General features: G+C 65.4%; 13 protein-coding genes. 5 read left to right on the forward strand and 8 right to left on the reverse strand.

The features are described from left to right. Positions 1-146 precede the first annotated feature (146 nt). The gene (locus AC1DQR_RS18720) at positions 147-1,322 is read right to left on the reverse strand and encodes an acyltransferase family protein (protein WP_416050061.1); all 1,176 of its coding nucleotides are present in this window, start codon (positions 1,320-1,322) and stop codon (positions 147-149) included. A gap of 247 nt (positions 1,323-1,569) precedes the next feature. On the opposite strand from AC1DQR_RS18720, the gene AC1DQR_RS18725 reads away from it, so the two are divergent. Beyond that, entirely contained in the window at positions 1,570-2,247 is a 678-nt protein-coding gene (locus AC1DQR_RS18725; RefSeq protein WP_416050062.1) for a methyltransferase family protein, read from the forward strand. Positions 2,248-2,335: 88 nt separating this feature from the next. Here the strand turns inward: AC1DQR_RS18725 and AC1DQR_RS18730 are convergent, their stop codons facing one another. Beyond that, complete coding sequence (locus AC1DQR_RS18730; RefSeq protein ID WP_416050063.1) at positions 2,336-2,788, reverse strand: PA2169 family four-helix-bundle protein; 453 nt, start codon at positions 2,786-2,788, stop codon at positions 2,336-2,338. Between the two features lie 415 nt (positions 2,789-3,203). Between AC1DQR_RS18730 and AC1DQR_RS18735 the strand changes: the two genes are divergently transcribed. After that, entirely contained in the window at positions 3,204-4,037 is an 834-nt protein-coding gene (locus AC1DQR_RS18735) for an AraC family transcriptional regulator (protein ID WP_477133511.1), read from the forward strand. A 35-nt stretch (positions 4,038-4,072) separates the two neighbouring features. On the opposite strand, the gene mnmE is transcribed toward AC1DQR_RS18735, so the two are convergent. After that, complete coding sequence (mnmE, locus tag AC1DQR_RS18740; RefSeq protein ID WP_477133543.1) at positions 4,073-5,527, reverse strand: tRNA uridine-5-carboxymethylaminomethyl(34) synthesis GTPase MnmE; 1,455 nt, start codon at positions 5,525-5,527, stop codon at positions 4,073-4,075. Between the two features lie 14 nt (positions 5,528-5,541). After that, the gene (locus AC1DQR_RS18745; protein ID WP_477133512.1) at positions 5,542-6,360 is read right to left on the reverse strand and encodes a CHAD domain-containing protein; all 819 of its coding nucleotides are present in this window, start codon (positions 6,358-6,360) and stop codon (positions 5,542-5,544) included. 254 nt (positions 6,361-6,614) lie between these two features. Between AC1DQR_RS18745 and AC1DQR_RS18750 the strand changes: the two genes are divergently transcribed. Further along, positions 6,615-7,052, forward strand: a complete 438-nt coding sequence (locus AC1DQR_RS18750) for a PaaI family thioesterase (protein ID WP_416050066.1) — start codon at positions 6,615-6,617, stop codon at positions 7,050-7,052. A 54-nt stretch (positions 7,053-7,106) separates the two neighbouring features. After that, positions 7,107-7,493, forward strand: coding sequence for a VOC family protein (locus AC1DQR_RS18755; protein WP_043351066.1), 387 nt, complete (start codon positions 7,107-7,109; stop codon positions 7,491-7,493). Positions 7,494-7,736: 243 nt separating this feature from the next. On the opposite strand, the gene yidC is transcribed toward AC1DQR_RS18755, so the two are convergent. From yidC to rpmH, 4 genes are all read right to left on the reverse strand, one after another. Continuing rightward, a complete protein-coding gene (gene yidC, locus AC1DQR_RS18760) occupies positions 7,737-9,407 on the reverse strand; it encodes a membrane protein insertase YidC (RefSeq protein WP_416050067.1) in 1,671 nt (556 codons plus the stop codon). A gap of 22 nt (positions 9,408-9,429) precedes the next feature. After that, the gene (yidD, locus tag AC1DQR_RS18765) at positions 9,430-9,714 is read right to left on the reverse strand and encodes a membrane protein insertion efficiency factor YidD (protein ID WP_082054956.1); all 285 of its coding nucleotides are present in this window, start codon (positions 9,712-9,714) and stop codon (positions 9,430-9,432) included. Between the two features lie 13 nt (positions 9,715-9,727). Further along, positions 9,728-10,189 (reverse strand): ribonuclease P protein component, encoded by a 462-nt coding sequence (gene rnpA / locus AC1DQR_RS18770; protein WP_150985330.1) that lies wholly within the window; start codon positions 10,187-10,189, stop codon positions 9,728-9,730. 118 nt (positions 10,190-10,307) lie between these two features. Next, entirely contained in the window at positions 10,308-10,442 is a 135-nt protein-coding gene (rpmH, locus tag AC1DQR_RS18775) for a 50S ribosomal protein L34 (protein ID WP_006578231.1), read from the reverse strand. 1,013 nt (positions 10,443-11,455) lie between these two features. On the opposite strand from rpmH, the gene dnaA reads away from it, so the two are divergent. After that, positions 11,456-13,252 carry a chromosomal replication initiator protein DnaA gene (dnaA, locus tag AC1DQR_RS18780; RefSeq protein WP_477133513.1) on the forward strand — a complete coding sequence of 599 codons (1,797 nt, stop codon included), beginning with the start codon at positions 11,456-11,458 and terminating at the stop codon, positions 13,250-13,252. The last annotated feature ends 132 nt before the right edge of the window (positions 13,253-13,384 follow it).

The following is a 13,384-nucleotide window of genomic DNA, read 5'->3' on the forward strand; positions in this document are numbered from 1 at the left end:
GGGCGGGCCCACCGGGCTGCCGTGGTGCAATGTCAAAAGGTACCGCGCGGCCTGGCCTGCGTTGGTGTGGCAGCCAACACAGGCCGACACAGGCCAACACGGCTCAACACGGCGCTACCCACAGGCCGGCGTGGCGCAACGCCCGCTTACAAGGCCTGCTGTGGCAAGTCCTGGAGCGGTTCCGCCTCGACGCTGCGCGCAGGCGCGCCGCCCTCCTCGCTCACCGCCTCCAGGGCTGTTGCCCGCGCTCGCTTGCCAAGCCAGCTCCTGAGCCGCAGGAAAGGCGCTTCGACCAGCAAGTAGCTCAGCGCCGCGGCTGCCAGTGCCTCCAGGATGCAAAAGGGGAAGCGCAGCGCCAGCGGCGACGCCGTGCTGGTAAACAGCTGCTGCCAGACGTACAAGCTGAACGAGATCGTGCCCACGAACACAAAGGCCTTGCTCCTGAGCAGGCGCGATATCCACAACTCGGGCCGCTCCACCACGGCAAGGATCAACAGGCCGACCGCCGCCGCCAGCGCCACCGGGCCATAGGTCGCCGTCCAGATGCCGCCGGCCAAGGTGCCGACGACCGGCAGGCCAAGCAGCAGTACCAGGATCAGCGCCGGCAGCACAAACGCACCGGCGAAGCGTGCGTTCAGTTGCGCCTTCAGCCGCTCGCGGTCCAGGGCGATATAGCATCCCATCAGCACCGGGTCCACGCCCGTGTGCAGCATCAACCCCAGTTGCCCGCGCAACGAAGGCGTCGTGAAATAGCAGAGCACCCTCACCAGCGGCATCAGCATGATCACCAGCAGCAGCCAACGCGGATCCTTGCCGCGCAGCAGCAGCAACAGCACTGGCGGCCACAGCCAGTAGAACTGCTCGTCCAGCGCCAGCGTCCAGAAATGGCCGAGCAGCCACGCGCCGGTGGGATGCGCCATGTTGACGTTGCCCAGCCCGAGCATCTCGGAGTAATTCCAGAGGTGTGCGGCCGCAAACAGGAGTTGCCTCGCATCCACATCGATCAGCCCGACAATGCCGAACAGGCCCAGCGCGATCAGGTAGACATAGAAAGCCGGCCAGATGCGCAGCGCGCGGCGGCCGTAGAAACGCATCAGCTTGATGGAGCCGCAGGCGCGCCACTCGGCCTGCAGCAGCTCCGTAATCAGGAAACCGCTCAGCACGAACGAGATGAACACGCCGACGCCGCCGTTCGCGAAATACCGCAGCGGCGCAAGCAATCCCGTGTACCCCCCCTTGGCCATGTGCTCCGCATGGCTGATGACCACCAGCATGACCGCAACGCTGCGAAGCCCGGTCAGCTCTAGAACGCGACGGCTCATTTTTCCTACCCCTCAAGGTGTCGGGGGGGGGGGCGCGGTACTCTGCCATGCCGCCCTCGCTTGCCGCCGCGCCACAACGCTCTGCGGCGTCGCGGTGGCCGCGCGCGGCGCGCGCAACCGGTGGGCATGCGGCATGAATCTAGCTTGCCCCGCAGGCGCGCTCTGTGCGCCGGCATACCAAGTGCGTGCTAACGTGGAGGAATGACAAACGCGCGGCTACCGGTTCGGCGGCAAGGAGGCAGGCGCCATGGGATTCAAGGTCGGAATGACGCTGGCGGCGGAGGGCCTGCTCTTTGCGGCCCTGCTGTTTGGCGCGGCGGGCACGCTGGCCTGGCCCGCCGCCTGGGCTTATCTCATCGTGTTTTTTGGCGGCGGCTATTGGCTCACGCAACGCCTGGCGCGGCACGATCCGGCACTGCTCGCCGAGCGCATGAAGATGCCGCTGCAACGCGGCCAGCCGTTCTGGGACAAGATCCTGCTGCCGTTCGTGCTCGTGGCGTGGATCGCCTGGATGGTGCTGATGGGCCTGGATGCGGTGCGCTTTCACTGGTCCGCGATGCCGCTGTGGCTGCAGTGCCTGGGCGCGGTGCTGCTGGTGCTGTCATTTCTCGGGATCGACCGCGTGTTTCACGAAAACACCTTCCTCGCGGCCGTGGTCAGGATCCAGGCCGAGCGCGGGCACCAGGTGGTGTCGAGCGGCCCCTACGCCGTGGTTCGCCACCCGCTCTACGCCACCATGCTGGTGTTCCTGCCGGCCAATGCGCTGATGCTCGGCTCCTGGTACGGCGTGGCCGCATCGCTGGTGCTCATTGGCGCCATCGTGTTTCGCACGGCAATGGAAGACCGCGAGCTGCAGCGCGGCCTCAAGGGCTACGCGGCCTATGCGGCCCGGGTGCGATACCGGCTGGTCCCGTTCGTCTGGTAGTTCGTCAGGCGTCAGGCAGGCAGCCGGTCTTTGCTGCGGTCTTTGCCTCTTATTGCAGGGGATTGCCGGCGATCAGCGCATCGCAGCCTCAATGAATCTGCATCCCGCGCATGGCGTGGATGCGGTCGTGATGCCACTGTATGCCCTCGTACTGGCGCTGCACCACCGCGCGGATCTCGGGCGGCATGTCCTTCGTCAGTGCCGACTGGTACTCGCGTCTCGCTGTTTCCTCATCGCGCTCGCACAACTGCAGCACCGCATCGTCGTTGTGCGGCGCGATCACGTGCAACACTTCCATCCAGCCGCGGTGCAGCGTGCCACCCATGCTGCCGCGATCCCGGGGCTCCGCGCCAAGCGATGTCACCAGTGCCTGCAACTCCATCACCGAGGCGCGGCACGATTCCGCCGTGCCCGTGAGGATCGCGCGTATCTCGGGGTTATGCACCTCGCGGGCGCCGGTCGTGCAGCTGAGCTCGCCGTCCTTGCCGACCTCGATCAGGTGGTTCAGGGTGCCGACGATTTGTCCTTGCGCGTTGGTCATGATGATCTCCTTGCCGGTCTTGCATGGACAGGAGCCCGTGCGAATTCTCGTGCGAATTCTCGTGTGAACCCCCGCGTACATCCGCGCCGCACGCTACACGCCTGGCGTCGATGCCGCTCCGGGATTCGGGTCCCTGCTTCCTGTGCTTGCTTTGCCTGGTTGGCTTGCCGCGCGGCACTTCTGCTTATGGCTCGCGCGCTGGCAGCCGCGTGGACCAGCGCCGGGCGAGATGGGGGTGGGATTTCAGTATAGGAGGGTGTGCGGACTCGTTGGGGGGAGCGCTGACCGGTTTGTGCGCCGCAGCTTGCCGGAACCGGCCCGCATGCGCTTGCCTGCACTTTGCGCTAGCCAAGCCACAAAAAAACCGCAAAATCTGCAAACCGGCCGCCGGTAGATTGCACGCCATGGAGACCACATGAAACCCGAGACCCGAATCCAGTACGCCCAACGCATGGAACCCGTCCTGCGGTGGCTGGCAAGCCACCCCGACGCGGACCCGGAGCTGTACCAGCTGGCCGACCTGGCCTGCCTGTCGCCGTATCACTTCCATCGCGTCTATCGCGCCATGATGGGAGAAACGGTGAACGCCACGGTACAACGCCTGCGCATGCACCGTGCGGCAATCGCACTGGCGGGTACCGAAGTTTCATTGCGTGATGTGGCGCTGCGCGCCGGCTACGAGTCGGACGCGGCGTTCAACCGGGCATTTGGCGCGGCCTTCGGCATCCCGCCGGGGCGGTATCGCGCAGCCCGCTCCGGTCCCTTCAACCCTCAGGAGCTAGGCATGTATCCCATCACGATCGAAACCTTTCCCGGCACCGTTCTGGCCACGCTGCCCCATCGTGGCAGCTATCAGGAAATCGGCCCGGTGTTCACCCGCGTCTTCATGCTGGCGGCCAGCCGGGGCCTTGCCAGCCCGGACGCCACCGGTTTTGGCGTGTACTTCAGCGATCCCGAGCAGGTGCCGGTAGCGCAATTGCGCTCGCTGGCCGGCATGCCGGTTGCGCCAGATGCCGACCTGGGCGAGGAACTGGAGCGATTCGAAATCCCGGCGGGCCGCTGCGCGATACTGACTTACACAGGCCCCTACAACGAGATGGGCAAGGCGTACAACTGGATGTTCTCGGAATGGCTGCCGACAAGCGGGGCCGTGCCGGCGGACTTTCCCATGTTCGAGCAATACGTGAACGATCCTCGCACCACGCCGCCCGCGCAGTTGCAGACGCGGATCTGCATGCCGGTGAAGTAGGGCTGAAGCAGGCCCGAACCAGGCCCGAACCAGGCTTACTTGCCAATACAAAACCGCGTAAAAATCGTCCCCAGCAGATCATCGCTGCTGAACTCGCCGGTGATGCTGTTGAGATGGTCCTGCGCCAGGCGCAGTTCTTCGGCGAACAGGTCCAGCGCCTGCGCCTCTTGCGCTGCGCGCTCTTCGGCCAGGTCCAGGTGCGATTGCGCGTTGCGCAGCGCGGTGAGGTGCCGCTCGCGCGCGAGGAAGGTGCCTTCGTTGCCTGATTGCCAGCCTACCAGCCGCAGCAACTGGCCGCGCAGCAGGTCGATGCCGGCGCCGGTGCGCGCGGAGATCCATACCTCGGCCGGGTTCGGGCCGATGGCGGCCACCACGTGCGGGCGATCCGCGCCGAAGTGGCGCTCGCCTACCTTGGGCGCCAGGTCGATCTTGTTGACCACGCGCAGGATCGGCGAGCCCGGCGGCAGGTGGCCGGAGAGGCGGTCGTCGATGGCGTCGTCGATTTCCGACAAGCCGTGCTCCACGTAGTCGGCCGCGTCCACCAGGTGCAGCACCAGGTCGGCGCGGCCCACGGCTTCCCAGGTGCGCTCGATGCCGATGCGCTCGACTTCGTCGGTGGCGTCTTCGCGCAGGCCGGCGGTGTCGATGATATGCAGCGGGATGCCTTCGATCTGGATGGTCTCGCGCACACGGTCGCGCGTGGTGCCGGGGATCGGTGTGACGATGGCGAGCTCCGCGCCGGCTAGCGCGTTGAGCAGCGACGACTTGCCCACATTGGGCTGGCCCGCCAGCACCACCGACAAGCCCTCGCGCAGCAGCGAGCCCTGCTTGGCCTGCGCCAGCACGCCGCCCAGCGCATCACGGATAGTTGCCAGCTGGCCGCGTGCGTTGGACGCTTCCAGAAAGTCGATCTCTTCCTCGGGGAAATCCAGCGTGGCTTCCACCAGCATGCGCAGGTGGATCACCTGCTCCACCAGCGCGCGGATGGCGTCGGAGAACACGCCCTCCATGGAGCGCGCGGCCGAGCGCGCGGCGGCTTCGGTGCTGGCCTCGATCAGGTCGGCCACGGCTTCCGCCTGGGCCAGGTCGAGCTTGTCATTCAGAAAGGCGCGGCGCGTGAACTCGCCGGGCTCGGCCAGGCGCAGGCCCGTCTCGCGGCCGGCATCCAGGCAGCGCGCCAGCAGCATCTGCATCACCACCGGGCCGCCGTGGCCCTGCAGCTCCAGCACTTCCTCGCCGGTGTACGAGTGCGGCGCGGGGAAGTACAGCGCCAGGCCGTGGTCGATCGCCTTGCCGTGCGCATCCAGGAACGGCAGATAGGTGGCGTGGCGGGCTTTCAGCGCCTGGCCACACACGGCCTGCGCAATCGCGCTCACGTCGGGGCCGGACACGCGCACCACGCCGATGCCGCCGCGCCCGGGCGCGGTAGCAATGGCGGCGATGGGCGTGGCGCGAGCGGAACGAGGCTGGAGGGAGTGGGTTGCGGTCATGGCGGTCGTGGCAGTCATGGCGATATTGTCGCAGATCGATCCGGCGCAACCGTGGTACCCGGCACATCCGCTGCGGGCATGTTCAGGCACTCCATCATCAGGCGGCGTGCCACCGCGCCGTCGATCAGGTCGCCCAGGCTGCCTTGGCGCTTCACCAGCTTGCGGTGCAGGTGCTTGGCATAGCGCTTGGCCAGAACCGGCTTCAGGGCCTCGATCACATAGCGCAGCCGCTTGCTGCCAATGCGAAAGCGATGCACGCGCGCCAGGTCTTCCGAGCGCGCGGCGCGCGCCAGCGACGTCACGCGCTTGCACGCGCGGCGCACCCGCCGGCGCGCGAACACCGCCAGCCGGTCCTGCGCGGCGGCGCCTGCCCCCTGCGCGCCGCCCGCGCCCAGGTGCGTGAGGTCGCGGTGCAGCACGGGCAGTGGCCAGTGCTGGTGTTCGGTGAGTTGCGCCAGCATGGTGGCGCGTGCGTAGTGGCGGCGCGTAATCGCCGTGTCATGCACCGCCAGCAGCACCGGATCCTCCGGCTGCAAGTCCAGCGCCGGGCGCAAGGTCTGGCTGATGAACACGTCCCAGTCGCGCACATCGCTGGCGGCCTGCGCCAGCTTGCGCAGGCAATCATCCCAGCGCGCGCGGATGGCCTTCGGCAGGGCCGGGGCAAATGCCCAGCACACGGCGCGCAGATGCCGCACCGCCACGCGCAACGCATGCACATCATCGGGATGGTCGCGCCGGTGCAGGGCATCCAGCTGATCGGCAACCGCCACCAGGCCCGCATCGCCAAGCGCGATGAAGGCATCGATGGCGCGCATGCGGGGGTGCAGCTGCATGGGAAGGTTGGCGGCGCGCATGGCGTATCGGCGTGGGCGTATCTACCGGAACAGCCTGATCTTGCGGAGGCCAGCTTCAGGGCACGTTTCCCGGCACGTTTCAGGGCACGTCTAATCAGTGTAGGCGATTGTGCCGGTTGCGCCGCACTCCATTGACAGCCTGCGCGCTTCGGGTTGCAATGCGTGCTGGCAACGCCAGCCGGCCAGCCATCACAAGGCCGTACCCGATCACCACCAGTGCGAGGAGCAGCGCCATGTCCACCGAACAAGAACGGCTTTTGCTGCGCGACACCATCGAGGCCAGCTTTCGCCAGGCGGCCTTTGTCGCGGACGTAGGCATCCGGCTGGTGGATTGCGGGCCGGGCTGGTGCGAGAGCGAACTACTGGTCACGCCTCGCCACCTGCAGCATGGCGGCATCGTGCATGCCGGCGTGCAAGCCACCATTGCCGACCACACCGCCGGCGCGGCCGCCAGCACCATGCTCGACGCCGGGCGCCATGTCGTCACCGCCGAATTCAAGATCAACCTGCTGCGCGCCGCCCGCAGCGATCGCCTGACCTGCCGCGCCGACGTATTGAAATCCGGCCGCACCATCATCGTGGTGGAGGCCGATGTCTTCGCCAATGTGCACGGCGAGGCGGTGCTGGTCAGCCGCTTCAACGCCACCATGAGCGTGCTCGACCTGGCCTGAGCCAATACTGAGCCAACGCCGGACTACAAAAAGCACTCAAGGAAAAACTGCAAGATGATCGATCACACAGGCGTTGTCGTCAGCGATTTCGCGAAGAGCCGGGCCTTCTACACCGCGGCGCTGGCCGCGCTCGGCTTCATCAAGAACATGGAGTTGCCCGCCAGCGTGACCGGCCACACCGACGTGGCCGGCTTCGGCCCGCCCGAGAAGCCCGAGTTCTGGATCAGCAACGGCACGCCCAACCAGCCACCGCTGCATATCGCCTTTCGCGCGGACTCGCGCTCACAGGTGGATGCCTACTACAAGGCCGCGCTGGCGGCCGGCGGCCGCGACAACGGCGCGCCGGGTTTGCGCCCGCACTATCACCCGAACTATTACGGCGCCTTTGTGCTGGACCCGGACGGCCACAATATCGAAGCGGTGTGCCACGCGCCTGAGTGATACGGGGGCGCCTGCGCCAGCCACATCGTGCTGCACTTCAAGTGGCTCCTAGCTAAGCCACCCCTCTCCCCCTGAGGGGAGAGGGAGTACCTGCCGTCGTCATTCCAAACGGCGGCTTTGGCGCATCGTCGGCTTCGTTCAGGCGCGGCTGGTGAAGAAAAAAAAGCCCGGTGCATCGCACCGGGCTTTTTTGTCGCCAGCGGGTTTGCCACCCGCCGGCATCGATTCACTGCAACTTCAACTTCAGCCCTTGGCCACCGCGGCGGTTTTCGCCTTGTTCTTGCCAAGCATCCGGTTGATCTGCCATTGCTGCGCGATCGACAAGACGTTGTTGGTGACCCAGTACATCACCAGGCCAGCCGGGAAGAAGAAGAACATGAACGAGAACACCAGCGGCATGATCATCATGACCTTGGCCTGCACGGGGTCCGGCGGGGTCGGGTTCAGCTTGGTCTGCACGAACATCGACACGGCCATCAGCACCGGCAGGATGTAGAACGGATCCGGCACCGACAGGTCATGGATCCAGCCCAGCCAAGGCGCACCGCGCATTTCCACCGAAGACAACAGCACCCAGTACAACGCAATGAACACCGGGATCTGGATCACGATGGGCAGGCAGCCGCCCAGCGGGTTGACCTTCTCGGTGCGGTACAGCGCCATCATCTCCTGGTTCATCTTCTGCGGATCGCCCTTGTGGCGCTCGCGCATCGCGGTCATGCGGGGCTGCAGGTCCTTCATCTTGCCCATGGACTTGTAGCTAGCCGCGGACAGCGGGAAGAACACCAGCTTGATCAGCACGGTCAGCCCGATGATCGACCAGCCCCAGTTGCCCAGGAAGCCGTGGATCTTTTCCAGCAGCCAGAACAGCGGCTTGGCCAGGATGGTCAGCCATCCGTAGTCCTTCACCAGTTCCAGGCCCGGGGTGATCTGCTCGAGCATGCGCTCTTCCTGCGGGCCGGCGAACAGGCGCGCATCGGTGCTCACCGTGGCGCCCGGGGCGATGGCGCCCAGCGGCTGCTGCACGCCCACGCGGAACAGGTTGTTGTCGATCTTCTCGACGTAGAAGCTGTGCTCCTTGCCCGATTGCGGAATCCACGCCGAGGCAAAGTAATGCTGCACCATCGCCACCCAGCCGCTGGTACCGGCCGCGGGGACCGAAGCCTTGCCCTTGCCGATGTCGTCGAAGGTGATCTTGTGGTACTTGTCGGCGTCGGTGTAGATGGCCGGGCCGGTGAAGGTGCTATAGAACTGCGACTGCTCGACCTTGCTGCCGTCGCGCGTCAGTTCCATGTACAGCGTCGGCGAGATCGGCTTGCCGCTGTCGTTGGTCACGGCAAATTTCGTGTCGACAACGTAGCTGCCCTTGTGGAAGGTATAGGTCTTGTCAAGCTTGACCCCGTCCTTCTCCGCCGTCAGCGTCAACGACACCTTGTCCGAGCCAGCCAGGTCGCGCGGGCCCGCCGAAGCGGTAAACACCGTGGTGTGGTTGGGCAGGTCGCCACCGATCAGGCCGGAACGGGCCATATAGGTGCGGGTCTGGTCACGCTCGAACAGCACGACCGGCTTGCCGTCATGCTCCTTGTGGTTCAGCAGTTCCAGGCGCGTCAGGATGCCGCCGGCGGTATCGATCTGGGCACGCATCACGTCGGTGCTGACCACGATCTTCTCGCCGCTCGGCTGGGCCGCGGCTACCGGCACGGACGCCGGAGCGCCTGCGGCGGTGCCGGCCGTTGCATTGGCCTTGGGCACATCGCCTTGCGGGGCCGAAGCGCCGCCTGCGGTTGCCGGAGCCTGCTGCGTCGCGCTCGGGAAGAACATCGACTGGTGACCGTTGGCGCGCTGCCAGTTGTCGTAGAGCAGCACGAGGGCCATCGAGAAGATGACCCAGAGTATGGTGCGTTTGATATCCATGTCTCGCTGTGGTCGGGGGAAATCAGGGGCGGGGTAGCCGGATCGTGACTGGATGGCCAGTCGCGGGGCGAGCCCGGTCTTGCTTTGTTGCCGATGCCGGTGGCACCGGATCATACCCGCCATCCGTGAACGGATGGCAACGGCATAGCCGGCAAGCGGCCAGCCAGCTGCCGCGCCCTGCGCCATGGCACAGGATCGCTTCGCGGGCGTAATCGGAACAGGTGGGCAGGAAGCGGCACTGCGAGCCAAAAAACGGGCTCAGGGCGATCTTGTAGATGCGCAGCAGGGCAAGCAGGATTCGCTTCATGGCAGCGGGCCGGTCAGGCAGGGGCGCCCGAGGGCGGGACTTCCGTGGGCGCAGCCTCGGCGGACTTTGGCGGCGACACCCCGGAAGGGGCAGCAGGGCGCGGGGCAAGCGGCTTCACCGCTACCTCGAACAAGCCGGTCAGCTCGGCCAGGCACACCCGGCGTATCGCGGTGCGGCTGGCAAACTCCGCGCGCGGAAACTTGGCTTGCAGGCGCAGCAGCACATCGCGGCCCGCGAGTTTGTCCTGCCGCTGGCGGAACAGTTCCCGCACCATGCGCTTCACCAGGTTGCGCTCGGCGGCACGCGCCGCGAACTTCTTGCCAACCACGACACCCAGGCGGGCTTGCGGCAGGCCGTTCTCGCCCACATACAGCACGAAATGCTGGCTGCGTCGGCGCGGACGCAATGCAAAAACGGATGAAAACTCATCCGTTTTTGTGAGCCTCGCGGCTTTAGGGTAGGCAAAGGTAGTCACGCTAGGCAAAGCGAGCGGAAAAGCTGTGCTTGGCTGCTGGCTACCGGCCGTCCAAAAGGCGAGGCGAGTGGCCAAGGCGGCGCAAGCTGCTGCACCGCCGTGGCCGGTCGCCAGGCCCTTAGACTGCCAGGCGCTTGCGGCCCTTGGCGCGACGCGCGTTGATGACGGCACGGCCGCCGCGGGTCTTCATGCGCACGCGGAAACCATGGGTACGCTTGCGGCGGGTAACGGAAGGTTGGTATGTACGTTTCATGTTGCACTCTCTGGTTGATCTGGGCTCGCCCGGCTTCCGGCGTTAAGCCGGGCGCCGCCGCGTATGGTTCGCATGGGGCTGCCGCGGTTTGCGGTGTTGCCGACTGCTGTGGTGATCTTGCTGCCGGCCGTGTATCTCGCGAATCGATGGCACCGACGAATCGGACATCGACGCCGCGCGAAGCAGTTGTGGGAGGGAATCTTGCCGGAGCGGAAGCGTAAAACCAACGCATCCGTTCCAACCCCATCAGCCTGCCCGGCCCGCTGCCTGTTCCGGCCAATCCAGCTGTTTCCGGCGCGTCTCAGCTTAGTCAAAAACCAAGGATTCGCACCAGTCTTGCACGGAACAGGTCAGACCCGGCGATGCGCATACGTGATCCCCTGCGGCATCGCAGAACCCGCCATTTAACTGAGTTTCGCGCGACGTGTCAAGACTGCAGATGGATTAGCGCCTTGTGAGGCACCCCTGCCTTAAAAACACGCAACAGGCCGTTGTATTTCATTGTCCACAATCGCCAGTGGGTAAGTTTTTTTTCTTAGGGGGTGCCACCCGGGGTTGGCCAAGGTGAGCGAAGTCACTGTTTCGACTGGGTTTTCCCGCGTTTTGGCTACCCGGAAACCCGCGCCAGAACTAGGGTTGTGCACAACAATCCACTGCTTTTTCACAACTTATCCACAGACTTATCCTTTGTGGATAACTTGAGGCGGGGAGTACAATCCGGGTCCAAACACCACACGGGCTGCGTGGCGCAAGCGCAACCCGGGCAACACCCCTGGCATGTCGGACAACGGACGCGCAACGGGCAAGCGGCGATTTCGCCGCCTCGCTCGTCAGCGGCTCCCGCTTGTCGCGTCGATCACCATGGGGGCCCGGGCTGCGGGGTCATTTGCGGATCGCTTAACGATCGCGTTCAGGTTGCATGGACTAACGGCAGGGATGCGTCACCGATCCTTGCCTGTCGTCCATTTGGCCGGGCTGTCCATGCACCGTGGCGAACACCGAACAACAAAACAATGCAAGATTTCTGGCAGGCAGCAGCCGCGCAACTCGAGCGCGAACTGACGCCGCAACAGTTCAAGACCTGGATCAAGCCGTTGGCGCCTGTCGCCTTCGACGAGGAAGCGCACGCGCTGCGTATCGCCGCGCCCAACCGCTTCAAGCTCGATTGGGTAAAAAGCCAGTTTTCCGGCCGCATCACCGCGCTCGCCTGCGAATACTGGGAGGCCAACGTCAGCGTTCACTTTGTCCTGGACCCCGCCGCCTCGGGCCGGGCTGCCGCCGGCTATCCGCAGCAGGCCGGCCAGCCGGGCCAGCCCGGCATGGCGCCCCAGCACGCCGGCCCCGGCTATCCGTCCGGCCAGCCGCTGTCGCAAAACTTCGGCCAGCCCGGCATGCAGCCGGGCCAGGGCGGCCAGGGCTACGGCCCCATGAACCAGGCCGGCGGCCAGCGCGGCGGGCAAGCGCCCTACCCGGGCAACCCGGGTAATGGCGGCCATGGCAGCAATGGCGGCAACTACCCCGGCAACGCCAACCAAAGCAACATGGGCGGCATGGGTGGCGAGATCGTCGACATCGACGTGCCGCAGCTCGACCCGGCCGAAGCCAGCGCCCGCTCCTACCGCGTGCAGCCGTCGCAGCAGCCCATGCAGGGCGGCCACCCCGGTAACCAGGGCGGCCATCAAGGGCATCCGGGCCATCAGGGTCACCAGGGGCACCCGGGCCAACAAAGCCACCAAGGCCACCCCGGCAACCAGCATGGCGGCCAGCAGCAGAACGACTCGGTGCACGAGCGCTCGCGCCTGAATCACATTCTCACCTTCGACAACTTCGTCACCGGTAAGGCCAACCAGCTCGCGCGCGCCGCCGCCATCCAGGTGGCCAACAACCCAGGTAAATCTTACAACCCGCTTTATCTATATGGCGGCGTAGGCCTGGGCAAGACCCACTTGATCCACGCTATCGGCAACTTCATGTTGCTGGAGAACCCGCGCGCCCGCATCCGCTACATCCACGCCGAGCAATATGTCTCCGACGTGGTCAAGGCCTACCAGCGCAAGGCGTTTGACGAGTTCAAGCGCTACTACCACTCGCTCGACCTGCTGCTGATCGACGATATTCAATTCTTCTCCGGCAAGAACCGCACGCAGGAAGAGTTCTTCTACGCCTTCGAAGCCCTGATCGCCAACCGGGCGCAGGTGATCATCACCAGCGATACGTATCCCAAGGAAATCAGCGGCATCGACGATCGCCTGATCTCGCGCTTCGACTCCGGCCTCACGGTCGCCATCGAGCCGCCCGAGCTGGAGATGCGCGTCGCCATCCTGATGAAGAAAGCCGCCGCCGAGAATGTGAGCGTGCCCGAGGAAGTCGCCTTCTTCGTCGCCAAGCATTTGCGATCCAACGTGCGCGAGCTGGAAGGCGCGCTGCGCAAGATCCTCGCCTTCTCCAACTTCCACGGCAAGGACATCACCATCGATGTCACCCGTGAAGCGCTGAAGGACCTGCTGACGGTGCAGAACCGCCAGATCTCGGTTGAGAACATCCAGAAGACCTGCGCGGATTTCTACAACATCAAGGTCGCGGACATGTACAGCAAGAAGCGGCCCGCCAATATCGCGCGGCCTCGCCAGATTGCCATGTACCTGGCCAAGGAGCTCACGCAGAAAAGCTTGCCGGAAATCGGCGAGCTGTTCGGCGGGCGCGATCACACCACCGTGCTGCACGCGGTGCGCAAGATCGCCGACGAACGCAGCAAGGACGCGCAGCTCAACCACGAACTGCACGTGCTGGAACAGACGCTCAAGGGCTGACCCCGAGCGTCGAATCGCAGTGAAACAGTAGTGAAGCAGCAATGAAGCAGCATTTGCCAGTCCAGTCACGCGGGGCTGGCATACTGTAGGGTACGCGCCGGGCAGGATCCGGCGCATGAATCAATCGGAAAG

The sequence above is a fragment of the Cupriavidus sp. 05L411 genome (assembly GCF_056398045.1).

Excerpts from the sequence above, each read along its gene's own strand:
- AC1DQR_RS18725 (WP_416050062.1), top strand. The coding sequence starts at position 1,570 with ATGGGATTCAAGGTCGGAATGACGCTGGCGGCGGAGGGCCTGCTCTTT.
- dnaA (WP_477133513.1), top strand. The coding sequence starts at position 11,456 with ATGCAAGATTTCTGGCAGGCAGCAGCCGCGCAACTCGAGCGCGAACTG.
- yidC (WP_416050067.1), bottom strand. The coding sequence starts at position 9,407 with ATGGATATCAAACGCACCATACTCTGGGTCATCTTCTCGATGGCCCTC.
- AC1DQR_RS18750 (WP_416050066.1), top strand. The coding sequence starts at position 6,615 with ATGTCCACCGAACAAGAACGGCTTTTGCTGCGCGACACCATCGAGGCC.
- AC1DQR_RS18720 (WP_416050061.1), bottom strand. The coding sequence starts at position 1,322 with ATGAGCCGTCGCGTTCTAGAGCTGACCGGGCTTCGCAGCGTTGCGGTC.
- AC1DQR_RS18755 (WP_043351066.1), top strand. The coding sequence starts at position 7,107 with ATGATCGATCACACAGGCGTTGTCGTCAGCGATTTCGCGAAGAGCCGG.
- AC1DQR_RS18735 (WP_477133511.1), top strand. The coding sequence starts at position 3,204 with ATGAAACCCGAGACCCGAATCCAGTACGCCCAACGCATGGAACCCGTC.
- yidD (WP_082054956.1), bottom strand. The coding sequence starts at position 9,714 with ATGAAGCGAATCCTGCTTGCCCTGCTGCGCATCTACAAGATCGCCCTG.
- AC1DQR_RS18745 (WP_477133512.1), bottom strand. The coding sequence starts at position 6,360 with ATGCAGCTGCACCCCCGCATGCGCGCCATCGATGCCTTCATCGCGCTT.
- rpmH (WP_006578231.1), bottom strand. The coding sequence starts at position 10,442 with ATGAAACGTACATACCAACCTTCCGTTACCCGCCGCAAGCGTACCCAT.
- mnmE (WP_477133543.1), bottom strand. The coding sequence starts at position 5,527 with ATGACCGCAACCCACTCCCTCCAGCCTCGTTCCGCTCGCGCCACGCCC.
- AC1DQR_RS18730 (WP_416050063.1), bottom strand. The coding sequence starts at position 2,788 with ATGACCAACGCGCAAGGACAAATCGTCGGCACCCTGAACCACCTGATC.